General features: G+C 67.5%; 23 protein-coding genes. 14 read left to right on the top strand and 9 right to left on the bottom strand.

The genetic code is table 11. From position 1 onward, the window contains the following. Positions 1-16: 16 nt before the first annotated feature. The gene (locus JL11_RS11800; protein ID WP_054765826.1) at positions 17-739 is read left to right on the top strand and encodes a TlyA family RNA methyltransferase; all 723 of its coding nucleotides are present in this window, start codon (positions 17-19) and stop codon (positions 737-739) included. Positions 740-906: 167 nt separating this feature from the next. Here the strand turns inward: JL11_RS11800 and JL11_RS11795 are convergent, their stop codons facing one another. Beyond that, the gene (locus JL11_RS11795; protein WP_054766953.1) at positions 907-1,554 is read right to left on the bottom strand and encodes a glycine zipper 2TM domain-containing protein; all 648 of its coding nucleotides are present in this window, start codon (positions 1,552-1,554) and stop codon (positions 907-909) included. Between the two features lie 204 nt (positions 1,555-1,758). Here JL11_RS11795 and JL11_RS11790 point away from each other — a divergent pair, with 204 nt between their 5' ends. Both JL11_RS11790 and JL11_RS11785 read left to right on the top strand, forming a co-directional pair. Then, a complete protein-coding gene (locus JL11_RS11790; protein WP_054765825.1) occupies positions 1,759-3,003 on the top strand; it encodes a class I SAM-dependent RNA methyltransferase in 1,245 nt (414 codons plus the stop codon). 4 nt (positions 3,004-3,007) lie between these two features. Further along, positions 3,008-3,403 carry a hypothetical protein gene (locus JL11_RS11785; RefSeq protein WP_156314197.1) on the top strand — a complete coding sequence of 132 codons (396 nt, stop codon included), beginning with the start codon at positions 3,008-3,010 and terminating at the stop codon, positions 3,401-3,403. Positions 3,404-3,599: 196 nt separating this feature from the next. Here JL11_RS11785 and JL11_RS11780 read toward each other — a convergent pair whose 3' ends face one another. Next, a complete protein-coding gene (locus tag JL11_RS11780) occupies positions 3,600-4,664 on the bottom strand; it encodes a PA0069 family radical SAM protein (RefSeq protein ID WP_054765823.1) in 1,065 nt (354 codons plus the stop codon). Positions 4,665-4,865: 201 nt separating this feature from the next. On the opposite strand from JL11_RS11780, the gene JL11_RS11775 reads away from it, so the two are divergent. The 8 genes from JL11_RS11775 to gmk all read left to right on the top strand — a co-directional run bounded on the left by JL11_RS11775 (position 4,866) and on the right by gmk (position 12,576). Continuing rightward, complete coding sequence (locus JL11_RS11775; protein WP_054765822.1) at positions 4,866-6,227, top strand: cytochrome b/b6 domain-containing protein; 1,362 nt, start codon at positions 4,866-4,868, stop codon at positions 6,225-6,227. A gap of 72 nt (positions 6,228-6,299) precedes the next feature. Continuing rightward, positions 6,300-7,256, top strand: coding sequence for an ACP S-malonyltransferase (gene fabD / locus JL11_RS11770; protein ID WP_054765821.1), 957 nt, complete (start codon positions 6,300-6,302; stop codon positions 7,254-7,256). A gap of 81 nt (positions 7,257-7,337) precedes the next feature. After that, positions 7,338-8,078 (top strand): 3-oxoacyl-[acyl-carrier-protein] reductase, encoded by a 741-nt coding sequence (gene fabG, locus JL11_RS11765; protein ID WP_054765820.1) that lies wholly within the window; start codon positions 7,338-7,340, stop codon positions 8,076-8,078. Between the two features lie 172 nt (positions 8,079-8,250). Then, on the top strand, positions 8,251-8,490 hold the full coding sequence (locus JL11_RS11760) for an acyl carrier protein (protein ID WP_008264317.1): 240 nt from the start codon (positions 8,251-8,253) through the stop codon (positions 8,488-8,490). Positions 8,491-8,639: 149 nt separating this feature from the next. Further along, entirely contained in the window at positions 8,640-9,911 is a 1,272-nt protein-coding gene (gene fabF / locus JL11_RS11755) for a beta-ketoacyl-ACP synthase II (RefSeq protein WP_054765819.1), read from the top strand. Between the two features lies 1 nt (position 9,912). Continuing rightward, the gene (mltG, locus tag JL11_RS11750) at positions 9,913-11,064 is read left to right on the top strand and encodes an endolytic transglycosylase MltG (RefSeq protein ID WP_054765818.1); all 1,152 of its coding nucleotides are present in this window, start codon (positions 9,913-9,915) and stop codon (positions 11,062-11,064) included. Continuing rightward, the gene (locus JL11_RS11745; RefSeq protein WP_054765817.1) at positions 11,061-11,945 is read left to right on the top strand and encodes a YicC/YloC family endoribonuclease; all 885 of its coding nucleotides are present in this window, start codon (positions 11,061-11,063) and stop codon (positions 11,943-11,945) included. The genes mltG and JL11_RS11745 overlap by 4 nt, the downstream gene beginning before the upstream one ends. Continuing rightward, positions 11,935-12,576 carry a guanylate kinase gene (gene gmk / locus JL11_RS11740; RefSeq protein WP_054765816.1) on the top strand — a complete coding sequence of 214 codons (642 nt, stop codon included), beginning with the start codon at positions 11,935-11,937 and terminating at the stop codon, positions 12,574-12,576. The genes JL11_RS11745 and gmk overlap by 11 nt, the downstream gene beginning before the upstream one ends. A gap of 233 nt (positions 12,577-12,809) precedes the next feature. On the opposite strand, the gene JL11_RS11735 is transcribed toward gmk, so the two are convergent. The 7 genes from JL11_RS11735 to JL11_RS11705 form a co-directional block, all read right to left on the bottom strand. Further along, positions 12,810-13,940, bottom strand: coding sequence for a pyridoxal phosphate-dependent aminotransferase (locus JL11_RS11735; protein ID WP_054765815.1), 1,131 nt, complete (start codon positions 13,938-13,940; stop codon positions 12,810-12,812). Further along, entirely contained in the window at positions 13,937-14,746 is an 810-nt protein-coding gene (rsmA, locus tag JL11_RS11730; protein WP_054765814.1) for a 16S rRNA (adenine(1518)-N(6)/adenine(1519)-N(6))-dimethyltransferase RsmA, read from the bottom strand. Before rsmA ends, JL11_RS11735 begins: the two co-directional genes overlap by 4 nt. Positions 14,747-14,754: 8 nt before the next feature. Further along, on the bottom strand, positions 14,755-15,750 hold the full coding sequence (gene pdxA / locus JL11_RS11725; RefSeq protein WP_054765813.1) for a 4-hydroxythreonine-4-phosphate dehydrogenase PdxA: 996 nt from the start codon (positions 15,748-15,750) through the stop codon (positions 14,755-14,757). Further along, the gene (locus JL11_RS11720) at positions 15,747-17,102 is read right to left on the bottom strand and encodes a peptidylprolyl isomerase (RefSeq protein ID WP_231681292.1); all 1,356 of its coding nucleotides are present in this window, start codon (positions 17,100-17,102) and stop codon (positions 15,747-15,749) included. The genes pdxA and JL11_RS11720 overlap by 4 nt, the downstream gene beginning before the upstream one ends. 72 nt (positions 17,103-17,174) lie before the next feature. Continuing rightward, positions 17,175-19,511: an LPS-assembly protein LptD gene (locus JL11_RS11715; RefSeq protein ID WP_231681290.1), complete on the bottom strand. Its 2,337-nt coding sequence runs from the start codon at positions 19,509-19,511 to the stop codon at positions 17,175-17,177. 147 nt (positions 19,512-19,658) lie between these two features. Then, positions 19,659-20,801 carry an LPS export ABC transporter permease LptG gene (gene lptG / locus JL11_RS11710; RefSeq protein WP_054765811.1) on the bottom strand — a complete coding sequence of 381 codons (1,143 nt, stop codon included), beginning with the start codon at positions 20,799-20,801 and terminating at the stop codon, positions 19,659-19,661. A 2-nt stretch (positions 20,802-20,803) separates the two neighbouring features. Continuing rightward, entirely contained in the window at positions 20,804-21,952 is a 1,149-nt protein-coding gene (locus JL11_RS11705; RefSeq protein ID WP_054765810.1) for an LptF/LptG family permease, read from the bottom strand. Positions 21,953-22,096: 144 nt separating this feature from the next. Here JL11_RS11705 and JL11_RS11700 point away from each other — a divergent pair, with 144 nt between their 5' ends. From JL11_RS11700 to JL11_RS11690, 3 genes are read left to right on the top strand one after another with little or no spacing between them, the layout of a single operon-like run. Continuing rightward, positions 22,097-23,572 (top strand): leucyl aminopeptidase, encoded by a 1,476-nt coding sequence (locus JL11_RS11700; protein ID WP_054765809.1) that lies wholly within the window; start codon positions 22,097-22,099, stop codon positions 23,570-23,572. A gap of 20 nt (positions 23,573-23,592) precedes the next feature. After that, positions 23,593-24,051, top strand: coding sequence for a DNA polymerase III subunit chi (locus JL11_RS11695; RefSeq protein WP_054765808.1), 459 nt, complete (start codon positions 23,593-23,595; stop codon positions 24,049-24,051). A gap of 5 nt (positions 24,052-24,056) precedes the next feature. Continuing rightward, positions 24,057-24,365 carry a hypothetical protein gene (locus JL11_RS11690; RefSeq protein ID WP_231681288.1) on the top strand — a complete coding sequence of 103 codons (309 nt, stop codon included), beginning with the start codon at positions 24,057-24,059 and terminating at the stop codon, positions 24,363-24,365. Positions 24,366-24,483 lie beyond the last annotated feature (118 nt).

Here is a 24,483-nt window from a genome sequence, read left to right as displayed (position 1 = left end):
ATGGGGGAGGATTTAGATGCGCATCGACCAACTGCTCGTCGCACGGGGACTGTTTGACACCCGTTCCCGCGCTCGCGCCGCCATTGAGGCGGGATGTGTGAAGGCGGACGGGCGCGTCGTGGCCAAGCCCTCGGACCAGATCGCCGAGGAGGCCGAAATCGAGGCGGAACCGGCCCACCGCTGGGTCGGGCGCGGGGCGTTGAAGCTGGATCACGCCCTGACTCTTTGGCCTGTGGCGGTCGAGGGGCGGGTGGTGCTGGACGTCGGGGCGTCCACAGGCGGCTTCACCGAGGTCTGCCTGGATCGCGGGGCGGCCAAGGTGTTCGCGGTCGATGTCGGGTTTGGGCAGATGCACGACCGGGTGGCGGCCGATCCGCGCGTGGTCAATCTGGAGCGGACGGACGCGCGCGATCTGACGCGCGACCTGATCCCGGAGGCGGCGGCTGTGATCGTGTGCGACGCCAGCTTCATCAGCCTGAGCAAGGTGCTGCCCGCCGCCCTGGATCTGGCGGCGCCCGGCGCGGATCTGGTTACCCTGGTCAAGCCGCAGTTCGAGGCGGACGGTCCCGGCGCCGGCAAGAAGGGCGTGGTCAAGGACCCCGCCGCCCACGCCGCCGCCGTGGAGCGTGTCAGGAACTGGCTGGAGGCCCTGGGTTGGGCGGTTCAGACGACAACCGAAAGCCCGATCACCGGCGGCGACGGCAATGTCGAATTTCTGCTGTGGGCGAAGCGCGCCTGAGGCGGCAACCCTGCGCCGCCGGGCTCAAGTGGGCCGAAGTCCGGTAGCCCTCTCAACAACGGGCTCAAGTAGGCCAAAGGCCGGTAGCCCCTAAAAAATGAGAAACCGCCGGAGGACTGATCCTCCGGCGGCTCCCGTCACGTCGTCGATTTGACAGGGGGCTGAAATTAATCGACGACGCGATAGCGGCCGTACTGGTCGGGGCAGGTGCGGACATAGCGGGTGTCCGTGCGACCGTCCGGCAGACGGATGCGGCTTTCCGCCAAGCGGCATCGGTCGGAGTTCTGATAGGAATCGATCGGGCGCGAGCGGTAATCATCGTACCGGTCGTCGGCGTAGTCGTCGCGGCGATCATCGTAGCGATAGCCGTTATCGCCCGTATAGCGATCGTCGTAATAGCCGTAACTCGGCTGGCTGTAGCCGCCGCTGTAATAGCCGTTGGAGGCGTAGCCGGCCTGATAGCTGCGGCAGGCGTCGGAGCTGGAGCGGCCGACTTGCGAGCCGATGACGGCGCCCACGACCCCGCCCAGAATACTGCCTTCGGTGCGGCGTCCGCGCGCGGCCAGCTGAGAGCCGATGACGGCGCCCGCGCCGCCGCCGATCACGGCGCCGGCGCCGGTGCGTCCTTCTCGCTCGCGGGCGCAGGGATCGTAGGTCTGCCGACCATAGCGGCCGTAGTCATAGGCGGGGGCGTAGGCGCCGGTTCCGTAGTTGCGGCTGTAGCTGTAGGCTTGAGCCGAGGCGGAGACCGGGGCGGCCAAGGCGCCGATCGTAAGGGCCGCAACTGCGGCGAGGGACGTGTTGGAAAGGCGCATCTTCAACCCCTTATGGTCGGGCGTTCAGTGACGGGCGCTGAACGGCTGGACCGGCTGTCTGTTGCATGCAGGTTTAGGACCGCGAAGCTGAACGGCTTTTGAGCGGGCTGTTCATCTTCGTTCATGTTTCGTGGGCCTATCGCGCTCAGCGCTGCTTGAGGCGGTGGCTTGGCGCGGGGGAGCGTCGGGGCTAGAAGCCCGGCGATGCAGACCTTTACCATCAGCCGCGTCGGCGGGCAGGGCGACGGCGTCGCCGAGACGCCGCAGGGGCCGGTCTTCGCGGGCCTAACCCTGCCTGGGGAGACGGTGCGGGGGGAAGTCGTCGACGGGCGGCTGGAGCAGGTCGAGATCCTGACCCCCAGCCCAGACCGGATCGCGCCGGTGTCGCCCCAGTACGGCGACTGCGGCGGTTGCTCGCTGCAACACTGGGCGGACAGACCCTATCTGGAGTGGAAGCGCGAACAGGTGCGGCTGGCCCTGGCGCGCGAGAAGATCGAGACCGAGGTCGAGGCGACGGTGGCGAGTCCCACCGGAACGCGCCGACGGGTGGCTCTGCACGCGCGCCGAACCCAGGACGGCCGGGTGGTGCTGGGCTTCAAGGCGCGGCGGTCGTGGCGGCTGGTCGAGGTGCGGGAATGCCCGGTGGCCGATTCCCGGATCATCCGCGCCATCCCGGCCCTGACCGAGGTGGCGGCGGCCTTTCTGGAGCATCCCAAGTCGGCGCCGACCCTGCACGTGACCTGGACCCTGTCGGGGCTGGACGTGGATGTGACGGGGGTGGAGCGACGCTCGGGCGGGGGGCTGTCGGCCGACGCCCAGATGCGGGCCATAGAGGCGGCGCGGCGGGCCGATCTGGCGCGGCTGAGCCTCGCGGGCGAGACCCTGATGATGGCGCGTCAACCCTTGATCGGCTTCGGCCCCGCCACCGTGCCCCTGCCGGCGGGGGGCTTTCTGCAGGCCGTGCCCCAGGCCGAGGCGGCCATGGTTGAGCGGGCCGTGGCGGCGGTGAAGGGCGCCAAAAAGATCGCCGATCTGTTCTGCGGGGCCGGGACCTTCACCTTCCCGCTGGCGACGGTGGCGCCGGTGATCGCGGCCGATGCGTCCAAGGCGGGGATCGCGGCCCTGAAGGCGGGCGCAGGCTCGGCCAAGGGGATGAAGGCGATCACGGCGGAGGCGCGCGACCTGTTCCGGCGGCCCCTGACCCCCTATGATCTGAAGGGGTGCGAGGCCATCGTGTTCGACCCGCCGCGCGCGGGCGCCATCGACCAGACGGCCCAGATCGCCGGGACCAAGGCCGCCGTCGTGGTCGGGGTGTCGTGCAATCCCCAAACCTTTGCGCGGGACGCGCGGGTGCTGATTGACGCCGGGTTCCGGCTGGAGCGGGTCACGCCGGTGGACCAGTTCCTGTGGTCGGCCCATGTCGAACTTGTCAGTGTTTTCAAGCGGTAGCCCCATGGATGACGAGCTGGAAGATGGCGGCGGGTTTGACGCCGACGACTGGAGCCGGTTAACGCCCTTCGTCGGGGTAGTGGCGACCCTGGACGACGTCCAAGCGCGCCGGGCCGTCTTCGCTTTGGGCGAGACCGACGACCCGCGCCCCATCGCCATGGACCTGCCCCAGCCGGTGATCTGGTGGGAGGAGGACGGCGAACAGGCGGCCGTCGCCGTCCAGGCCGAGAGCCATCTGGGGCCGGACGGCGAGGCGATGGAGATCCTGGGCCTCATCCTGCCGGACGGGGAGGGGGCGGTGGCCCTGATGGAGGATGTCGATCTGGTCGACGACACGGATCCGACCTGGCGCGATCTGGTGACACGGGCCGTCGATCCGTCGGCGGCGGACCAGGCCTGATTGTTCAAAAAAATGAGTGCACTTTAGTGCACATTTTGGAGGGAGCTTCCCGACGCGCTGAATTGTCAAAGACCTGTTCATGACCTTACCACGCCAGTGGAAAGCGCCGGGTTCAGGGTGGTTTGACGCCCTCAACAGGCTGAAAAAGCGGGAGTCTTCCGTCAAGATTACGAGCGTCGGCCAAGCGTTGCATGATTCAGCCGAACAGCTCCAACTGCGGCCGGGCGTCGGCGGGAATGCGGAACTGGGTTTCGTCGAGCGGTCGCAGCGGCGCATCCAGGCCGTAGCGTTTGACGGCGGCTTTGAAGCGGGCGCCGATCAGTTCGGCGACGGGGCCGGTTCCCTTCATCCGTTGGGACCAGTCGGCGTCATAATCCCTGCCCCCGCGCGTCTGGCGGATCAGGGACATGACGCGTGCGGCGCGATCGGGGCGGGCGTCGGCCAGCCATTCGCGAAACAGATCCTTGATCTCCAGTGGCAGGCGCAGGGTGACATACATGGCCCGGGTCGCTCCGGCCTTGGCCGCCGCCTCGAGCACCGACTCCAACTCGTGGTCGTTCAGGCCGGGAATGACCGGGGCGAAGCCGACCCCGACGGGACAGCCGGCGTCGGCGAGACGACGGATCGCCTCCAGCCGTTTGGCGGGGGTCGAGGCGCGGGGCTCCATGGCGCGGGCCAGACCCCGATCCAGGGTGGTGATGGAGACGAAGGCCGAGGCCAGGCCGGCCTGACCCATGGGCCCCAGGATGTCGGCGTCGCGCGCGATCAGTACCGACTTGGTGATGATGCTGAAGGGGTGGTTGAAACGCCGCATGACCTCCAGGATCGAGCGGGTCGATTTCAGCTCGCGCTCGACCGGCTGATAGGGGTCGGTATTGCCGCCTATGTGGATGCGTTTGCACCGGTATCGGGGGGCGAGGAAGGCCTGTTCCAGCAGACGTGGGCCCTCGGGCTTGAAGAAGATCCGGCTCTCGAAATCCAGGCCCGGGGATAGGCCCATCCAGGCATGGGACGGACGGGCGTAGCAGTAGATACAGCCATGTTCGCAACCTTTGTACGGGTTGATGGAGCGGTCGAAACCGATGTCGGGACTGTCGTTCCGGGCGATGATGGTGCGGGCGTGTTCGGGCGTGAGGGTGGTGCGCAACGGCGCGGCCTGGGCGTCGTCGTTCGTCCAGCCGTCGTCGAACGACTCATGCTGCTCGGGCTCGTAACGGCCTGTCGCATTCGAACGCGCGCCTCTTCCCTTGGCGGTTTGCATGAAAGGGAAGGTGGATCAAAAACGAGAACAGGGCAAGAACATTTGTTCTCCATCTTCGAGGCGGACCACTGACAACCAGAACCAAACGATACAGTGTCTGTTGCGAAATCAGCCGCTGCGGGTGTAGATGGCTGTCTTGCTTCCTCTCACGGCGATGGCCGAGGCGGCGGGAGCTGCTTGCGTCCTGATCCGGAGAGCCCGATGGCCGCCCGCCGCTATTCCGCCGTCGCCGTCGCCCTGCACTGGGTGATCGCGCTCTGCATCCTGTCCATGATCCCGATGGGGTGGTGGATGACCGCCGCGATCGAACAGCCGGGGAGCCAGGCCGCAGCCTACCGCGTGTTCCAACTCCACAAGTCGATCGGCTTTCTGATTCTGGCCCTGACCCTGGTGCGGATCGTCTGGCGGCTGACGCATCGGCCGCCGGCCCTGCCTGAGGGGATGAAGCGATGGGAGGTCTTCGCCGCCCATGCGACCCATGCGGCCTTCTACGCGCTGATGCTGGGGCTGCCGCTGACGGGGTGGCTGTATGTCTCGGCCGGCTGGGCTGTGTCGCAGGACCGGGCGCTGGAGGTGGCGACCCGCTGGTTCGGCCTGTTTCCCGTCCCGCACCTGCCGGGGGTAGCCGGACTGGCGACGGAGGCGCGGCGGGCAATGGCCTTTTCGGCGATGGGCGCGCACGCCGCCATGGCCTGGGGCGCGGTCGTCCTGGTGATCCTGCACGTCGGGGCGGCGCTGAAACACCAGTTTCTCGACCGCGACGGCGTCCTGGCGCGCATGGTTCCAGGTCTGAGGCAGGACGGGGAGGATTCCGATGTCGGCGTGGAGCCGGACGCGCGCGCGGCCTGGGCGGAACGCAGTCTCGGCCTGGCCTTGATCCTCGTCGTGGCGGCGGCCGGGGCTATAGCCGCGCAGCCTGCCCCCAGGACTGAACCGACGCTCCGGCCTGAAATCGCGCCCGTTCCGGCGCCCGAGCCCGATATCCCGTCCGGCCCGACGGACGTCCAGGCGGCGGAGGCCGAAACCGCCGAACCGGCTGCGGGGACGGAGGCGTCGCAAAAGGCGGTCGACTGGACCATAGACCGCGACGCCTCCGAGATCGCCTTCGCCGGGAGCCAGTCGGGCGCCGCCTTCAACGGCCGGTTCGAACGCTGGAGCGGCCAGATCCGGTTCGACCCTGCCGATCTGGCGGGGTCGAAGGCGGTGATCACCGTCCAGACCGGCTCGGCGCGGACAGGGGACTCGACGCAGGAGGCTTCGATCCAGGGGGCTGAATGGTTCGACGTCGGCCAATATCCGACCGCCCGGTTCGAGACGACGGGCTTCCGGTCGCTCGGCGGGGATCGATACCAGGCGACGGGCCGCTTGCGGATCAAGACGACCAGTCTGCGGGTTGTCCTGCCCTTCACCTATCGTGAGACCGGCGGCGTCGCGACGGTGGAGGGGCGGCTGCAACTGGACCGGACCGCGTTGAACCTGGGCCTGGAATCCGACGCGACCGGCGACTGGGTCTCCAAGATGGTCGACGTCCGGATCAAGGTCAGAGCGCGGCGGGCCGAATAGGCGCCGACTTGCCCTGACGGAAGTCTGGCCTTAGGGGTCCGCGCTCTTGATCAACGATTCAGGGAGCGGTCGATGACCCTCGCACTTCTGTTTCCAGGACAGGGCAGCCAGGCCGTCGGCATGGGCGCGCAACTGGCCGACGCCTTCGCCTCCGCCCGCGACGTCTTCGCCGAGGTGGACGAGGCCCTGGGCCAGAAGCTGTCGGTGCTGATGCGCGAAGGCCCCGAGGATCAGCTGACCCTGACCGAGAACGCCCAGCCGGCCCTGATGGCGGTGTCGGTCGCGGTCATCCGGGCGCTGAAGGTCGAGTTTGATTTCGACGTGGCCAAGGCGGCCTATATGGCCGGTCACTCTCTGGGCGAATATTCGGCCCTGGCGGCGGCCGGGGCGATCTCGCTGTCGGATACGGCGCGGCTGCTGAAACTGCGCGGGCAGGCCATGCAGCGGGCGGTTCCGGTCGGGCAGGGGGCGATGGCCTCGCTGATCGGCCCCAAGACCGATCTGGTCCTGGCCGAGGCCGCAGCGGCGGCCGGCGCTGAAGTCGGCGTCTGCGTGGTCGCCAATGACAACAACGCCGGCAACATCGTCATCTCGGGCGAGAAGGCGGCTGTGGACCGGGCCATCGAAAAGGCCAAGGAACTGGGGGCGCGGGCGATTCCGCTGAACGTCTCGGCGCCCTTCCACTGCCCGCTGATGCAGCCGGCGGCGGACGAGATGGCGACGGCCCTGGCCTCGGCGACCATTCTGGCGCCGGCGGTTCCCGTGGTGGCCAATGTGCTGGCGCGGCCGGAGAGCGATCCTGAAGTCATCCGCCGGCTGTTGGTCGAGCAGGTGACCGGCCGGGTGCGCTGGCGCGAGAGCATGGAGTGGATGGCGAGCGAAGGGGGTGTGACCCGCTTCGTGGAGGTCGGTTCCGGCAAGGTGCTGATCGGCATGGCCAAGCGGATCGCGCCTGACGCCGAGAGTCTGCCTCTGAACACGCCGGAAGAGCTGGAAGCCTTTGCGAGGGGAGTGACGAGTGGCGAGTGACGAGTGGCGAGACTATCGCCGCCCCACTTTGCTTTTCCTCGTCACTCGCCACTAATCACTCGCCACTTCGGAGAGACATAAATGTTCAATCTTGCAGGCAAGACCGCGCTGGTGACCGGCGCGACGGGCGGGATCGGCGGCGCGGTGGCGCGGGCGCTGCACGCCCAGGGCGCGACCGTGGTGCTGTCGGGCACACGCGAGGCGGTGCTGGCGGATCTGGCCAAAGACCTGGGCGAGCGGGCGCATTTCGCGACGGCGAACCTGTCGGACCCCGACTCGGTCGACAATCTGGTGAACGCGGCCGAGACGGCGGCGGGCTCAGCCCTGGACATCCTGGTGGCCAACGCCGGCATCACCAAGGACGGCCTCCTGATGCGGATGAAGGACGAGGACTTCCAGTCGGTCATCCAGATCAATCTGGAGAGCTATTTCCGCCTGACCCGCGCCGCGGTGAAGGGGATGATGAAGCGCCGGTCGGGCCGGATCATCGGCGTGACCTCGGTCGTGGGCGTCACCGGCAATCCGGGCCAGACCAACTATTCGGCGTCGAAGGCCGGGATGATCGGCTTTTCCAAGTCGCTGGCGCAGGAGGTCGGATCGCGCGGGATCACGGTCAATTGCATCGCGCCGGGCTTCATCGCCTCGCCCATGACCGACGTGCTGAACGACCAGCAACGCGAGACCATTCTGGGCCGGATTCCGGCGGGCCGGCTGGGCACGGGCGACGAGATCGCGGCCGCCGCCGTCTATCTGTCGTCTGACGAAGCCGCCTATGTGACGGGCCAGACCCTGCATGTGAACGGCGGCATGGCGATGATCTGATCGTCATCACGACACGCAACAGACTATTTCCCGCCCGAAAGCCTGTGCTAAAGGGCAGGAACGCATCGGCGGTTCAGGCTTTCGGGCTTGCATCGTCGTCGCTGCCGTGAGACGGCGATTTCTGAAGCTACCCCCGCCTCTACGGCGATTTTAAACAGGCAGAGAGACACTCATGTCCGACACCCTCGAGCGCGTTCGCAAGATCGTCATCGACCACCTGGACGCCGATCCGGACAAGGTCACGGAAAAGGCCAGCTTCATCGACGACCTGGGCGCCGACTCGCTCGACAACGTCGAGCTGGTGATGGCCTTCGAAGAAGAGTTCGACATCGAGATCCCGGATGACGCCGCCGAGCACATCCAGACGGTCGGCGATGCGGTCAAGTTCATCGACGAAAAGTCGGCGGGCTGATCCAGCCCCGACTGGCGGCCGACAGGCTGACAGATCACAGGGCCGCCCGGCGCTCCTAGCGGAGACGCCCGGCGGCCTTTACTGTTTCTGACCCTCGCGAATCCGCAGTGATTCCCCGGGACAGGATTGGAGTTGAAGGAGCACGCACCATGCGCCGCGTCGTCGTTACGGGCATCGGTCTGCTGACCCCCCTGGGCTGGGGCGTCGACAAGAGCTGGAAGGGCATCGTCGAGGGACGGTCGGGCATCGGTCCGATCACGGCCTTCGACACCGAGGGCTATGGCTGCACCATCGCCGGCGAAGTGCCGAGCGTCGACGGGCGCGGCGGCGGCGGCGAAGGCGATTTCGACCCCGAGAAAATCATGTCCGCCAAGGACCGAAAGCGCGTCGACGACTTCATCCTGTACGCCATAGCGGCGGCGGACGAGGCCCTGCACGATGCCGGCTGGAAGCCCCATACGGACGAGGACAAGGAGCGGACCGGGGTCATGGTCGGTTCGGGTATCGGCGGCCTCGGTCCCATCGCCGATACGGCCATCGTCTTGAAGGAGCAGGGGCCGCGCCGCGTCAGCCCCTTCTTCATCCCCAGCGCCCTGATCAATCTGGCCGGAGGGCAGATTTCGATCCGGCACGGGCTGAAGGGGCCGAATCATGCGGCGGTGACCGCCTGCGCCACCGGCGCCCACGCCATCGGCGATGCGGCGCGCATGATCGCCCTGGACGACGCGGACGTCATGGTGGCGGGCGGGGCGGAAAGCTCGATCGTGCCGATCGGCATCGCCGGCTTCCTAGCCTGCAAGGCGCTTTGCACCGCCTATAACGATACGCCGGAGAAGGCTTCGCGTCCCTATGACCGGGGCCATGCCGGCTTCGTCATGGGCGAGGGCGCAGGGATCCTGGTGCTGGAGGAGTACGAACACGCCAAGGCGCGCGGCGCCAGGATCTACGCCGAGATCGTCGGCTACGGCATGAGCGGCGACGCCTATCACATCACCGCCCCGTCCGAAGACGGCGAGGGCGGGGCGCGCGCCATGAAGGCGGCGCTGAAGCGCGCCGGGCTGCAGCCGTCGGACCTTGACTATGTCAACGCCCACGGCACCTCGACCATGGCCGACTGGATCGAGCTGAAGGCCATCGAGGGCCTGGTCGGCGACCATGCGAAGAACCTGGCCGTCAGCTCGACAAAGTCGATGACGGGCCACCTGCTGGGCGCGGCCGGCGCCATCGAAGCGGCCTTCTGCGTCCTGGCCATCCGTGACCAGGTCGCGCCGCCGACGATCAATCTGGACGACCCGGAGATGGAGACCCCGATCGACCTGGTGCCGAACAAGGCCAAGCCGATGAAGATCGACGTCGCCATGTCCAACAGTTTCGGCTTCGGGGGCACCAACGCCTCGGTGATCTTCAAGAAGGTCGACTGACATGTTCGGACGGGGGCGGGGTGACAGGCGTGTGGAGAAGCGGTCGGGGTTGACGGTCAGTCTGCTGACCGCCTCAGCGACCTTCAGCCTGTTCCTGATCGCCGCCCTCGCCGTCGTCTGGGGCGTCTATTACGGGCCAGGACCGGGCGCACGGCAGGGGGATCGAACGGTCGTGACCCTGGCCAGCGGCTCAGGCGTCTCCGCCATCGCCGCCCAGTTGAAGGCGGCGGGGGTGATCCGTTCGACCGACCTGTTCAAGGCGGCGGCCACCTTCACCGGGGCGGACCGCAAGCTGCGGGCCGGCGAATATGAGGTGCCGTCGGGGACCTCGCTGGCCGGAGTGCTGAACCTGCTGGTCGAGGGGCGGGTGGTGCGACATTTCGTGACCCTGCCGGAAGGCTGGTCCTCGGCCCAGGCGGTGGACATCCTGGCCAAGGAGCCGGTGTTGACCGGAACCGTCGAGACGACGCCTGAGGAAGGCAGTCTGTGGCCCGACACCTATGAGGTGTCACGCGGCGACACCCGCCAGTCGGTGATCGATCGGATGCAGCGGGCGGCGAAGGAAAATCTGCGGCTGCTGTGGGCGCAGCGGGGACCGGGCACAGTGGCCCGCAACCCGGAAGAGGCGGTGATCCTGGCCTCCATCGTCGAGAAGGAGACCGGGCTGGCGGCCGAGCGGCCGCGCGTGGCGGCGGTCTTCTCCAACAGACTGCGTCAGGGGATGCGGCTGGAGAGCGATCCGACCATCGTTTACGGCCTGACCCAGGGGCGGCCGCTGGGGCGCGGCATCCGCCGGTCAGAGCTGCAGCGTCAGACGCCCTGGAACACCTATCAGATCGACGGCCTGCCGCCGACGCCCATCGCCAATCCCGGCAAGGAGGCGCTGGAGGCCGTGCTGAACCCGCCGGCGGATCCGGCCCTGTTCTTCGTCGCCGACGGATCAGGCGGCCACGTCTTCGCCATCACCTATGAAGAGCATCTGCGCAATGTGGCGCGCTGGCGTCAGATTGAGCGACAGAAGGCCGGCCTGCCGCCCGAGACGCAGGCGCCGGTCGCGCCTGAGGCCAGCCCTGCGCCCATGACCGATCCGAACGCGGAGGGCGGACAGGCCACCCTCACCCTGCCTGCCGGCGCGACCCAGGGTCTGAGATGAGCCTGATTTCTGGAATGACGGGCTTTGGCCGGGCCGAGGGCGCCGGTGAGGGCTGGACCTGGGCGGTCGAGGTGCGGTCGGTCAATGGGCGCAATCTGGAGGTTCGGTATCGAGGGCCGAACGGATTCGACACCTTGGAGAGGGCTGCGAAGACAGCCGCCCAGGCGCGATTCGTCCGCGGACAGATCTCCGTCGGCGTACAGGCCAAACGAACGGTGGGGGCGGAGGCGGCCGTTACGATCAATGCGCCCTTGCTGGCCCGCTATTTGACCCTGGCCAATGAGTTGGCCGAGGACGGGGCGACGCCGCCGTCCGCCGACGGCCTCCTGGCCCTGCGCGGCGTCATAGAGGCGCCGGAGGAGGTGGAGGATCCGCAGGCGCGCGCCGCGCTGGAGGTCGAGATGGCGCGAACAGTCGAGGCCGCCCTGGACGCCTTGAAGGGCGCGCGAAACGCCGAAGGCGCCCAGCTGGCGCCGCTACTGGCGGACTTCATCGCCCGGATCGAAGGGCTGGTCGCTTCGGCCGAAGGCGAGGCTCAAGCCCAGGTCGCCGCCATCCGCGACCGGTTCAGCCGCCGTATGGCCGAACTGGCGCCGGATGCGCCGGGCCTGGAAGAGCGAATCTTTCTGGAAGCTGCGTCGCTGGCGGCCAAGGCCGACGTGCGCGAGGAACTGGACCGGCTGTCGGCCCATGTCGCTGCGGCGCGCCAGCTGATGACCGCGCCGCCGGCCGGAAGGAAACTGGACTTCCTGCTGCAGGAATTCATGCGCGAGGCCAACACCCTCTGCTCGAAATCGGCTACGACGGCGCTCACTGGAATCGGCCTCGAGCTGAAGGCCGTCATCGAACAGTTGCGTGAACAGGTTCAGAATGTCGAATGAACGCTCGCCCCGCCGGGGCGTCCTCCTCATCGTCGCCAGCCCGTCGGGCGCCGGCAAGACGTCGCTGTGCCGCCGGCTGATGGCGGACCACGGGGGGCTGGAACTGTCGGTGTCGATGACGACGCGGGGCATCCGTCCCGGCGAGGTCGACGGTCGCGACTATAATTTCGTGGATCGCGAGCGGTTCCAGAAGCTGATCGACGCCGACGCCTTCCTAGAATGGGCCGATGTCCACGGCAATCTGTACGGCAGCCCACGCGGGCCGGTCGATCGGGCCCTCGCTGAGGGACGTGACGTCCTGTTCGACATCGACTGGCAGGGCGCGCGCGACGTAGCCGAGAAATGCCCGGAGGACGCGGCGCGGGTCTTCATCCTGCCGCCCAGCCTGGAAGAGCTGCGCCGACGACTGGTCACCCGGTCGCAGGACTCGGACGATGTCATTGAGCGCCGCGTCGCCAACGCCAAGGGTGAGATCGAACACTGCGACGCCTTCGACTATGTGATCGTCAACGAGGATTTTGACCGGTCCTACGCCGAGCTGGCGCACATCTATCACGCCGAGCGATCGCGCCGGTTCCGCAATCTGTGGGTGGGGGATTACAAGGCCGCCCTGCTACGCGAGCCTGTCTGACGAACAACGACACCGCGGCTGGCGGGAGGGGGGGAGAGGCCGCCGCAGTGTCGTCTTCGGCTGTGAAGCGGCGACGACATCGCGCCGGCGGGGGCGTCCTACGCGATGTCGTCCTATGCGCTACGCAACTGCACTCCTTTTCCCACAAGGCAGGTTCCAGAGGGTAAATATCGGCCTAGGGGCGATTGCTTAGGTACGACCCACCATGGGCCTGCCGCCTTTTGCGGATCGGCTCAGCCTGGATTTCGAGCGGCGAACCAAGGCGTGATTCGTTCCAACGCGGCCTTGATCTCCCCTGTCGAGACCGCGAAGCTGAAGCGGATGTAGCGTCGACCATCGACGGGGTCGAAATCCACGCCCGGCGCGGTGGCCACGCCGGTATCGCGCAGCAGTTGTTCGCAGAAGGCCACGCTGTCGTCCGTCAGGTGGCCGATGTCGGCCCAGATGTAGAAGGCGCCGTCAGGCGGCGCGATCTTCCTCAATCCAAGCGCCGGCAGGGCCGCCAGCATCAGCTCGCGGTTGCGGGCGTAGCTCTGGATATGGCCCTCAAGCTCGCCGATCGCGTCCATGGCGACCAGGCCTGCGTGCTGGCTGAGGCTGGGCGGGGTCAGGAACATGTTCCCGATATAGGCGCGAGCGGCCTCGATCAGGGCCTCGGGGACCAGCAGCCAGCCCAACCGCCAGCCGGCCATGCTCCAGTATTTGGAGAAGCTGTTGATCACCAGGGCGTCCGGCGCGAACTGCAGCATCGACGGGGTCGGGCCCGCGTAGGACAGGCCGTGGTAGATCTCGTCCGAAAGGATGGCGATGTTTCGCGCGCGGCAGACCTCGGCGATGGCGGCGAGTTCGGCCTCCGGGATGATGGTCCCGGTCGGATTGGCCGGGCTGGCGATGATGACGCCGGCCGGAGCGGGATCGAGCGCCTCCAGCTGGGCGGCGGTCAGCTGGAACCGGGTCTCGGGACCGCAGGCGATCTCCACCGGCTCCAGATGCAGGGCGCGCAGGCTGTTGCGATAGGCGACATAGCCGGGACGGGCCAGGGCGATGCGGTCGCCCGGCTTGAACCGGACGCTGAGCGCCAGGACCAGGGCGGGCGAGGCCCCGCAGGTCAGCAGGATGTTGGCGGGATCGACCGTTACGCCGTACCGGTCCTGGTACAGGTGAGCAATGCGGGCGCGCAGGTCGGGGCTTTCCCAATAGCCCATGGCGTCGGCGTCCAGCACCTGATGTGCGCGGGCGACGGCGGCAGCGGGCGCGCCGGTGGAGGGCTGGCCGAATTCCATATGGATGATCGACCGGCCTTCGGCTTTCAGCTGGTGCGCCAGACGGCTGACGGTGATGGCGCGGAAGGGTTCGACGGTCATGTCAGGGCGTCCGCCAGTCTGAGGAAGCCGGCCACGTCGATCGTCTCGGCGCGGGCGTCGGGTTCGATGCCGGCGGCCTCGCAAAGGGCGGCGCCGCCGAGCTGTTTCAGGCTGGAGCGCAGCATCTTGCGGCGCTGGCCGAAGGCGGCGGCGGTGACGCGTTCCAACTTCTTCAGGCGCTCAGGCGACGGGCGCTCATCCAGCGGGACCAGATGGACCACGGCCGAGGCCACCTTGGGCGGCGGGGTGAAGGCGGCGGCGGGCAGGTGCATGACGATGCGGGCGGTGCAGACGGCCTGGGCGATGACGGCGAGGCGGCCGTAGGCGTCCTCGCCGGGCCCAGCGGCGACGCGCTCGGCGACCTCCTTCTGGAACATCAGGGTCAGGCTGTGGGGCAGCCAGGGGCCGGTCAGCCATTTGATCAGCAGGGCGGTGCCGACATTGTAGGGCAGGTTGGAGACCAGATGGGCGGGGCCGGAGACCAGATCCGCCTCCTTCACCTTCAGGGCGTCAGCCTCGACGATCGTCAGACGACCGGAGCCATCGTCCAGTTCTGACAGCAGGGGAATGAAGCGCGGATCCTTTTCGACGAGGACCACGGGGCCTGCGTCGGAGTCCAGCAGGGCGCGGGTCAAGCCGCCGGGGCCGGGGCCGACCTCGATCACGGCGCGACCGTCGAACGGGCCGGCCAGGCGGACGATCTTGCGGGTGACGTTCAGGTCCAGCAGGAAATGCTGGCCAAAGCTCTTCTTCGCCGACAGGCCGTGGGCGTCGAGGGTTTCGCGGAGAGAGGGAAGGTCGGTCACACGCCCTGTTAGCGCGCGGCGCGGGCCGCCGCCATCTCCGATGCCAGACGAACGGCGGCGATCAGACTGTCCGGACGCGCGATCCCCTTGCCGGCGATGTCGAAACCCGTGCCGTGATCGGGCGAGGTGCGGATGACGGGCAGTCCCAGGGAGACATTGACCCCGCCCCAGAAGTCCAGGGTTTTGACCGGGATCAGGGCCTGGTCGTGGTACATGCAGATCACCGCATCATAGGTCGCGCGGGCGTCGTCGTGGAACAGGCTGTCGGCGGGTTTGGGGTCGGTGATGTCGATCCCTTCGCCGCGCAGCTGTTCGGCGACGGGGATCAGGGTCTCGATCTCCTGCAGCCCCAGGGCGCCGCCTTCGCCCGCGTGGGGGTTCAGGGCGGCCATGGCCAGGCGCGGGCGGGCGATGGCGAAGTCGCGCTTCAGGCTTTCGTGGACGACGCGGGCGGTGCGGGCGACCCGCTCGGCCGTGATCAGCTCGGGAACCTGATCCAGGGCGACGTGGATAGTCACCAGACAGGCGCGCAGGTCGCGGGCGGCCAGCATCATCACGGGCCCCCGCGTGCCGGCGTAGGGGGCGTCGGCGGTCAGTTCGGCGATGAACTCGGTGTGGCCCGGAAAGCGGAAACCCGAGGCGTACATAGGCGCCTTGGCGATGGGGGCGGTGACCAGACCCGAGGCTTCGCCCGACAGAGCGAAATTGACGGCTTCTTCGATGCCGTCGGCGACCGAGGGCGCATTGACCGGGTCGGGAAGGCCGACTGTCACCGGCGCAGGCAGGGCGCGGTGAATGACCGGGAGGGCCCGCTCGAAATGCTGGGCGGCCTCGCCGGGCGTGAAGACGTCGGCGACGGCGATCCCTTGCGCCTCAAGCAGGGCGGCGTCGCCGATTACGGCGAACGGCAGCATGTCGGCCGAACGCGCCCGCCAGGCGGCGGCCACGATCTCCGGCCCGACGCCGGCGGGTTCGCCCAGCGTCAGGACCAGAGGCCGGGTCATTTGAACTCGATCAGGGCGTCGTTGCGCAGATCGCGGATATAGCGACGCTCCAGCACCGCCAGGTTCTGGCCGCGCAGGCGGTTCTCGACCTGCTGACGATTGGGGGCCTCAGGACCGCCGACGCGACGGCCGCAGACGGCGACCAGATGAAGCCCGAGCGGTGTGCGGATCGGGGTCGAGACCGAGCCGATCTCGCCGGTGCGGGCGAACTGCTGGAACTGGGGCGCCAGATTGGCCACGTCCGATTCGCCCAGGTCGGCGCCGATCACGCCCTGGGTCGCACGCGCCTGGGACAGGATGTTGTCGCAGTTCAGTCCCTGGCGGAGGCCTTCCAAAGTCCGGGTGGCCGCTGCGAGCTCGGCCTCTGACGCCGATTCCGGCAGTTCGACCATCATCTGCTTCATTGAAACCAGGCTGGTGGCCGCGCCATCGCGCTTGTCGCGCATATAGATGATGTAGACGCCGCCATCGACCGGGACGGGGTTCGACAGCTGGCCGGGCTGGAGCTGGTCGAAGATGGTCTGAAGGGCCGGCTGCACCGTGCCCTTGACCACCCAGCCTGCGTCGCCGGGGACGCGGGCCGAGGCGGACGGGGCGGAGGAGAACTGTTGGGCGACCGCCTGGAAGGGCGCGCCCTGAATGATCTGCTGCACCAGCTGGCGGGCGCCGTTCATCGCAGCCTCTTGGCCGCCGACCCGCGCCGCTTCGATGTAGATTTCACCGATCAGATACTGGGGCTGGGCCGCCGCCTCGTTCAGGCGGCGCAGCTCCTGCTCGACTTGAAGCGTGCTGGGTCGGGCGCGGCTGTTGAAGCGGCCGGGCACCAGCTGGCTCCAGCCGATCTCCGTGCGCAGGTTTTCGCGGAAGGCGCTGGGCTGAATGCCGCCCTGCTGGAGAAACTCCATATAGGCGGCCGGCGTGACGCCGGCCTGGCGCGCCATCTGGGCGATTTCCTCGTCGATCTCCTGGTCGGTGACCTTCAAGGTCTCGAACTTGGTGATTTCCTGGGCCTTCAGCCGTTCTTCGATCAGTCGGTTCAGCGCCGCCTGCTGGATCGCCGGCAGATTCTGTTCCGTCGGCTGAACCTGGGACGAGGCGATCAGCATCAGCATCTGCTGGCGCAGATCATAGCCGGTGATGATCTTGTCATTAACCGTAGCGACAATGCCGTCGGCCAGTTCGAACTGAGGCGCGGCGCGGGCCGCAACCGGTCCGTCTCCGGCCGCCGGGTTAGGCGCGCCTGCGGCCGTCGGCTGCTGGGCGGCCGGAGCGGGCGCCGTCTGACCATAGGCCGAACCGGCGAGGAGGAGCGCCGCGAGCGCAGCCCCCGTCGAATAACGCATCAAACCCATTGGTCGTCCTGATTCCTCACAGCGGTCCACCGGCCGGGCCGGCAGGCGGTCGCGCCCCGTACAGCGTCATGCTCAACGCAATCCGCCCTGTCCATAACCTGAACCTCCGAAAGTGGCGAGGTTTAGGCGTAGATACACCCCGTCCGACGGACCACTGGCCCGAACCCGCGTATTGTCGCGGCGATAACCGATCTCGACCCGAAAACAATCGTCGTCGAAAAGGAGGCCGACCTCCTGGCGGGTGATGACGTTGCGCTCCAGGTCGGCGATCCCGGCTACGGCCACGCCCCAGTGGCCGTAGACGAACTGCTGACCCGCCAGCTGGACGAATTCATAGTTCCGATTGAGCGGCCCTGACAACGGATTGGACCGATCGACGATATAGCTGAAGCTGGCCAGGTTGCGCCGGCCCCAACGTCCGTCCAGCGCGGCCTCGGCGCGCCGGATGTCGCCCGACCCGTCGACGGTGGCGTGGCCCCAGCTGCGGATACGGTCCGAAGGCGAGAAACTGCCCTGGACCACCCAGTCGGAAGCCGAGGAGGCCAGGCCGGTGGGGTCGTAGAGGGCGCCGGTCGTGCTGTCGGGTATGGTGGTGCGGAAGGCGTCTTCGTCGTCGGCGCGGTAGCTGCGGCCTACGAAAAGGCTGGCGCTGCGGCCTTCGGACCAGCGGATCGTGGCGCGGGCGCCGGCGGTGAAACGGGCGCCGCCTTCCACCAGATCATAGCCCGAGAAGCGGTCCATGCGGAACAGGGAGGATTCATCCAGTTCGATGACCTGTGAATCCTCATTGGGAATGCGGGGGTCGATGTCGGACTTGTTGGAGACCGACAGCTGGGCGACCGGCTCCAGAATGATGTCGCCGCGCGGCGTGCGACGCACCAGGGGGTAACTGAGGTCCACCCCGGCGCTCGCGCGCGTGCGGCTCAGCGTCTCGTCGCTTTCGACGCCCATCATCGGCGGCAGGTCGGACAGGGCGTAGAAATCCACGCGGGCGTCGACGAAGGGCTCGATACGCAGGCCGTTGGGCGTGATGAAGACGCGACGCCACTCCGCCTGACCTGTGATCCGCCGGCTGTCCACGCCCGAAAGCCCCGCTGGGGCCCCAGGCACGATGTCCGGATTGAGCACCGGCGCGCCGACGAAAACGTCGCGATACAGGGATACGGCGGACCCCTTCAGCCGCAGCCGGCCGCCGCCGATCAGACCCGACGGCTCCCAGCGGGCGTCGACCAGGGGGGCGACGATCGGCAGGGCACCGTCGTTTTCAAAGACCTTGAACCCTTCCGCGTCGCGGAAATCCGTGTCGGCGAAGCGGTTGTCCAGTCTCAAGCTCTGGATCGAAAAGGCTGCGATCGAAATATAGGAACGGTCGGTCTGACGCTCGGCGTAAACTTGGCTGATCAGACGACGACGGTCGCCGTAATAGAGGCCGTTGTCCTGATAGGGGTTCTGAATGTCATAGCGGTCGAACAGGGTCTTGTCGGACGTCCGCTCGGCCGTGAAGCCGAGGCGCCAGGGGCCCCAGAGGTCGAACTCGCCATGGGACAGCACATAGCTGCGATGTTCCTTGTCGCCGAAACGGATGTTGCTCTCATAATCCCCGTCGCCGTCCCGATCGAAGTCGCCGAAGGTCCGTTCGTAGGTGTAGCCGCCGCGGGCGACGATCGTTCCGTTGACGAAGCGGCGGCGCCACTGAAGGTTCAGCAGGGGCGACACCCGCGTGTTGAACTGCGGGCTGATCAGCCAGTCTTCCGACGGCGAAACGACATGCAGATAGGGGGTTTCGATCGAGACGCCGCGGCCTTCGTCATAGTTGACGATCGGCACCAGGAAGCCGGACGCGCGTTCGACGGTGGGATCCGGGTGGGCGAAAAAGGGGGTGTAGAAGACGGGCACCCCGCCGATGCGGAACATCGCATTGCGGTAGATGACGGCGCGCAGGGCCTCATCCTGAACCACCTTCTCAGCCTGGATCGAGAGGCTGGGGGTCTTGGGACCCTTGTCGTCGCAGATGGGGCAGGGGGTGAAGACGGCGTAGTTCAGCTCATTGACCCGTTCGCTTCGGCGAACCGCCGTCGCGGCCATCAGGCTGGCGCCGTTGCTGAAACGGGTGGCGAAATCGACGGCGACGGCCGCCTTCAGTTCGCCGTCGGCCTCCAAATGGCTGGCGTAGACGACCGTGCCGTCCGGCGCGATCGCCTCCACCCGGCCGTCGGCCGCGGCCGCGCCGGTGGACAGATCATAGGTCAGGTTCTCGCCCCGAAGCACATGACCGTCAGCGCGCAGATAGACCCGGCGCGCGCCGTTGCTCTGGGCGACGATCGTGTCGCCGACACGGCCGGCGCTGTCGGCGTCCACATAGACGGCGCCCTGGGGCAGAACGTCGGAAACCGCCGATTGATCCGGCACCGGCTGAGCCTGAGCGAGCGCCTCTTCCGCGAAGGGCAGACACGCCAGGAGCGCCGCGCCGGCCAAAAGCCTAGCCCGTAAGGCCCTTGAACGCCGATCGCGATCACCTTGCATGAAGCATCCGTCTGTCTTGAGCGAGGCGCTCGCTTAGCCGTCTTCGGTATAGAACAGCAAGGTGAAGGCGGCGAGGGCCGTCAACAAGGGCGGCAGCCATGCCGCCACCAGGGGCGGCACCACCTCGGCCGAACCCATGGCCGAGCTGAATTGGTTCAGGAAGAAGAAGGCGAAGCCCAGGACGACGGCGGCCACGCTCATCCTCGCCAGGTCCCCAAGACGCATCAGACGTAGAGAGAAAGCCGCCGCCAGTATGGACATGGCCGCAAAGACCAGGGGCGTCGCCAGCAGCTGCTGAAGCCGAAGGCGATAGGCGGTTGAGGCGAAGCCGGCGTCCTCGATCCGCTGGATCTGATTCGGCAGGGACCAGAAGGGCGTCGATTGGGGACGGGCGAATCGCTCGAACGCCTCTTCGTCCGCCAGGCTGGAGAGCAGATCGAGGCTTGAATAGGCGACGGCCCTCTGGCCGATGCTGGCGCCGACGGCGTTGGTCAGACGCCAGCGCCCGGCGCTGAGGGCGGCGGACTGGGCGTCGATCCGTTCGGAAAAGTCGCGGTTCCCCTCCGCATCTGTGACGTAGATGAAGAAGGTGACGTCCAGAAGCCGGGCGTTGGCGCGGTCCTGACGGCCGGCCCGGATGATCATCTGGCGCTGATCGTCGCCTTCGCGCAGCCAGATGGGGGCATCCGAGCGGTCGTTGGCGGCGGCTCCGGAGATGCGAGCGCGTTCGCGCTGCCACAGACCGTCGCCGGCTGAGGCCAAGGGCCCCAGAACGGTCACGGTAAGAACGCCCAGAGCGAAGGCCATGCCGGCCGCCGGGAGGACGAACCGCCAGGCCGACACCCCCGCCGCCCGCATGGCGACCAGTTCGCTGCGTCGGTTCAGGCCGATATAGGCGCCCAGGGTGCCGAACAGGAAGACGAAGGGCAGCAGTTGGACGATCACCGCCGGCGACTTCAGCGCCACCAGGCCCAGGATGCGCAGGGCCGACAGATCCTGATCCGACCCTACGCCGCGCGACACCTCGACGAAGTCGATCAGCATGACCAGGGCGGAGATCACCGCCAGGGCCACGCCCAAGGCGCGCAACTGTTGAGTCAACACATAGATTTCGATGCGGCCCAGACGCGGAAGGCGCGAACGGAAGGACCGGGCGGGAAGGGCTAGAGACCTCATGGTCACGCCGTCCTGGCCGAAGACAGGGGTCGCAGTTGCTCAGCGATCGGCCAGGACCGGCGCTTTCGCGGCTTAAGCGCGCGAAACAGAAGCCGAAGCGCCAAAGCCGTCGCGGCAAGCGGCGCGATGTATTGCAGCAGGTTCATCCACGGGTTCCAGGCGCTGGCTGCGACCAGCCCATAGCCGATCACCCGCACGACAAGGAACAGGCCCGCCGCCTTGGCGATGCGAAGCGAATAGCCGGTGCGGCTGAAGGCGCCGCCCAGGATCGCCGCCAGGGCCATGGCCATGGCGGTCAAGGCGTAAAGCGGCGCTGAAATCCGCGCATGCGCCTCCGCCAGGAGTTCTCCCCTTGAGCCGGCGGTTTCCAGCACGCGCGGGGTGGGATTGAGCAGTTGACGCAGATAGAGGTCGGCCGGCTTGTAGCGAATCTGCTCGGTCACGGCCGAGAACTGTCCGAGCGGAAAGTCGTAACGGTCGAACGACAGGGTCTCGAGCACGCCGCGCGAGGAGTATTTCTGCCAGGAGCCGTCGATCATGGTCAGGACCGGCTCATTGGCGGCGTCGCGCCCGAAGCGGGCCTCCGCCGCGCTCCAGTTCTGGCTGGACTTGCCGTCGTCCAGATAGACGAAAAGGTTCTTCAGAAGGCCGTTCTGCTCGATCTGCTGGACATAGACGGTCAGCCCGTCCGGCCCCTGGACGAACTGGCCTTCCTCGACAAGCAGGGCCGCCAGGTCGGTGCGAATGGCGAAGGCCTGGTTGCGCGCCTCCCGCTGTGCCCAGGGCTGGGCGAACAGCGTCATCGTCAGGTTCAGGATCAGCACGAGGACGGCGAGCCGCGCCGCCGGCGATATGACCTGCCAGCGGGTCATGCCCCCGGCGAAGGCGGCGGTCAGTTCCTGCTCGCGCTGCATCCGGGTCAGGGCGATCAGGGCGCCGACGAACAGGCCTATGGGCAGGATGACGGCCAGCAACTGAGGCAGGGCCAGAAGCGTCAGCTTGACCATCACCCATACGCTCTGACCCCGTTCCACGATGACCTCGAGCTGGTCGAGGCTCTGACTCAAAATTCCGATTCCAGCCAGGGACGCGCACGCCGCGACCACGGGTAGGGAGAGCTGGCGAAAAAGGTATCTTTGGATCAGGGTCATGGGCGGATGGACTTCGCCCGGTTGCAGGCGGCGGCGATGAGGCGCATCTAGTAGCACAGGAGGGCGCGTCCGCGACAAGCAGACGCGCCGTTTGTCTTTTTCTTCTGTTGTGAGCGCCGGGTGGGGCCCGGCTGGAGTCGTTGAATGAAGATCGAGTTCGTCGCTGCCGTTGACGCCGCTGAAATCCTGGCCGTGCCTGTTCATGAAGATCGCGTCCTCGCCGGTTCCGGATCGGAACTGGACGAACAATCCGGCGGCGCCCTGACCCGCGCGATGAGCAAAGGACGGTTCGTAGGCAAGGCCGGCCAGACGCTGATGGTTGCAGCCGTCTCGGGCGCAAAGGCGGAGTCCATCCTGCTGGTCGGCGCAGGGTCGGCGGACAAGATCGACGACCTGGCGGTCGAGGCGTTCGGCGGCAACGCCTATGCGGCGGTGAAACTGTCGGGCGCCGAGGTTCTGACCATCGACGCCTCTAACCTGAGCCCCGAACAGGCCGCGCGCGTCGGCTTCGCGGTGCGACTGGCCGCCTACCGGTTCGACAAATACCGGACGACCCAGAAGCCGGACAAGATTCCGTCGATCAATACGGTGCGCGTCGTGACGTCCGACCTGCGCGCCGCCGAGGCCGCCCTGGAGCCGCTGACGGCCGTGGCTGACGGCGTGATCTTCGCCCGCGATCTGGTGTCCGAGCCCGCCAACGTCCTCTATCCCGCCGAGTTCGCACGCCGCGTCAAGGCGCTGGAGAGCCTGGGCCTGGAGGTCGAAATCCTCGGTGAGGCCGAGATGGAGAAGCTGGGCATGCGCACCCTGCTGGGCGTCGGCCAGGGCAGCCGCCGCGAGAGCCAGCTGGCGGTCATGAAGTGGAGCGGCGGCGAGGCGGGCGCCCAGCCCCTGGCCTTCGTCGGCAAGGGCGTCTGCTTCGACACCGGCGGCATCTCGATCAAGCCGGCCGAAGGCATGGAGGACATGAAGTGGGACATGGGCGGCGCCGCCGCCGTGACCGGAACCATGATCGCCCTGGCCGGCCGCAAGGCCAAGGTCAACGCCGTGGGCGTGCTGGGCCTGGTCGAAAACATGCCGGACGGCAACGCCCAGCGTCCGGGCGACGTGGTCGTGTCCATGTCGGGCCAGACGGTCGAGGTGATCAACACCGACGCCGAGGGCCGGCTCGTCCTGGCCGACGCCCTTTGGTACACGCAGGAGCGTTTCAAGCCGAAGTTCATGATCGACCTGGCCACCCTGACCGGCGCCATGATCGTGGCCCTGGGCCTGGACTACGCCGGCGTCTTCTCGAACTCGGACGAGGTCGCCGAGCCGATCCTGGCCGCCTCTAAGAAGGTGGGCGAGAACTTCTGGCGCATGCCGATCCCGGCCATCTACGAACAGCACATTGATTCGAAGATCGCCGATGTGAAGAACACCGGCAACGGCCGCGCCGGCGGCTCGATCACCGCGGCCCTGTTCCTGCAGCGCTTCACCAACGGCGTGCCGTGGGCGCACCTGGACATCGCGCCGACCGCCTGGGCGAACAAGAGCCCCAGCCCCACCGTGCCGGAAGGCGGCGTCGGCTTCGCCGTGCGCACCCTGGACCGGATGGTGGCCGACACCTACGAAGCCTGAGCCCTGGACGGTAGAGCCGGATGAGCGGCAAGCCCGAAATCTGGTTCTACCACCTGGAACGGTCCTCCCTGGACCAGGTGCTGCCGACCCTGCTCGAGAAGACCCTCGAGCGGGGCTGGCGCGCCCTGATCAAATCGTCTCATGCCCATCGGCTGGATGATCTGGACGAGCGGCTGTGGACCTTCCACGAAGAGAGTTTTCTGCCGCACGGTCGGGCGGATCAGCCCCATGCCGATCGCCAGCCGGTGCTTCTCAGCGAATCGGGAGAGAACCTGAACGGCGCTCAGGCGCTGTTCATCGTCGATGACGCAGAACTGGGCGCCACGGAAGGGATCGAAAGATGCTTCATCATTTTCGACGGTCGGGACGCAACGGCGCTTCAGCAGGCGCGCGGCCGCTGGAAGGCGCTGAAGGCCCAGGGCGCGGAGCTGGCCTATTGGCGGCAGACGGACGCAGGGCGCTGGGAAAAGGCGGCCTGATCGTCTTGGCGGCCTTAGCCGGCTGTTCCACGCCCGTCGCCGAAAAGCCGGCCCCGCGAACCGTGGAACAGGCGCAGGTCACGCCGCCCGTGGGCAGTCGCATGCCGACCGCCCAGACGACCGATGTCTGCAAGGCGGGGGAACTTCAGTATCTGGTGGGGCGGCCCAAGACCGAAATCCCGGTGCCTGTGGATGTCGTCAACCGGCGCGTGACCTGCACCACCTGCCCGGTCACCCATGATTTTTCGGCCTACCGGCTGAACATATTCTACGACGCCCAGACAGGGATCATCGAACAGGTCCGCTGCGGCTGACGCTGGCTTTTGGAGAGACGACCATGAAGACCGCCTTCATCCTGACGACCCTGATGTCGGCGGGCCTGGCCCTGTCGGCCTGCGCCCCGACCGAGACGCCCGCCGCCGGCGCCGCCCC

It is taken from the genome of Brevundimonas sp. DS20 (assembly GCF_001310255.1).
In the GTDB taxonomy this organism is placed as follows: domain Bacteria; phylum Pseudomonadota; class Alphaproteobacteria; order Caulobacterales; family Caulobacteraceae; genus Brevundimonas; species Brevundimonas aurantiaca.
Note: the sequence above shows the minus strand (reverse complement) of the source record. Positions and strands in the feature narration are given on the sequence as shown.

Excerpts from the sequence above, each read along its gene's own strand:
- JL11_RS11800 (WP_054765826.1), top strand. The coding sequence starts at position 17 with ATGCGCATCGACCAACTGCTCGTCGCACGGGGACTGTTTGACACCCGT.
- JL11_RS11795 (WP_054766953.1), bottom strand. The coding sequence starts at position 1,554 with ATGCGCCTTTCCAACACGTCCCTCGCCGCAGTTGCGGCCCTTACGATC.
- JL11_RS11790 (WP_054765825.1), top strand. The coding sequence starts at position 1,759 with ATGCAGACCTTTACCATCAGCCGCGTCGGCGGGCAGGGCGACGGCGTC.
- JL11_RS11785 (WP_156314197.1), top strand. The coding sequence starts at position 3,008 with ATGGATGACGAGCTGGAAGATGGCGGCGGGTTTGACGCCGACGACTGG.
- JL11_RS11780 (WP_054765823.1), bottom strand. The coding sequence starts at position 4,664 with ATGCAAACCGCCAAGGGAAGAGGCGCGCGTTCGAATGCGACAGGCCGT.
- JL11_RS11775 (WP_054765822.1), top strand. The coding sequence starts at position 4,866 with ATGGCCGCCCGCCGCTATTCCGCCGTCGCCGTCGCCCTGCACTGGGTG.
- fabD (WP_054765821.1), top strand. The coding sequence starts at position 6,300 with ATGACCCTCGCACTTCTGTTTCCAGGACAGGGCAGCCAGGCCGTCGGC.
- fabG (WP_054765820.1), top strand. The coding sequence starts at position 7,338 with ATGTTCAATCTTGCAGGCAAGACCGCGCTGGTGACCGGCGCGACGGGC.
- JL11_RS11760 (WP_008264317.1), top strand. The coding sequence starts at position 8,251 with ATGTCCGACACCCTCGAGCGCGTTCGCAAGATCGTCATCGACCACCTG.
- fabF (WP_054765819.1), top strand. The coding sequence starts at position 8,640 with ATGCGCCGCGTCGTCGTTACGGGCATCGGTCTGCTGACCCCCCTGGGC.
- mltG (WP_054765818.1), top strand. The coding sequence starts at position 9,913 with ATGTTCGGACGGGGGCGGGGTGACAGGCGTGTGGAGAAGCGGTCGGGG.
- JL11_RS11745 (WP_054765817.1), top strand. The coding sequence starts at position 11,061 with ATGAGCCTGATTTCTGGAATGACGGGCTTTGGCCGGGCCGAGGGCGCC.
- gmk (WP_054765816.1), top strand. The coding sequence starts at position 11,935 with ATGTCGAATGAACGCTCGCCCCGCCGGGGCGTCCTCCTCATCGTCGCC.
- JL11_RS11735 (WP_054765815.1), bottom strand. The coding sequence starts at position 13,940 with ATGACCGTCGAACCCTTCCGCGCCATCACCGTCAGCCGTCTGGCGCAC.
- pdxA (WP_054765813.1), bottom strand. The coding sequence starts at position 15,750 with ATGACCCGGCCTCTGGTCCTGACGCTGGGCGAACCCGCCGGCGTCGGG.
- JL11_RS11720 (WP_231681292.1), bottom strand. The coding sequence starts at position 17,102 with ATGGGTTTGATGCGTTATTCGACGGGGGCTGCGCTCGCGGCGCTCCTC.
- lptG (WP_054765811.1), bottom strand. The coding sequence starts at position 20,801 with ATGAGGTCTCTAGCCCTTCCCGCCCGGTCCTTCCGTTCGCGCCTTCCG.
- JL11_RS11705 (WP_054765810.1), bottom strand. The coding sequence starts at position 21,952 with ATGACCCTGATCCAAAGATACCTTTTTCGCCAGCTCTCCCTACCCGTG.
- JL11_RS11700 (WP_054765809.1), top strand. The coding sequence starts at position 22,097 with ATGAAGATCGAGTTCGTCGCTGCCGTTGACGCCGCTGAAATCCTGGCC.
- JL11_RS11695 (WP_054765808.1), top strand. The coding sequence starts at position 23,593 with ATGAGCGGCAAGCCCGAAATCTGGTTCTACCACCTGGAACGGTCCTCC.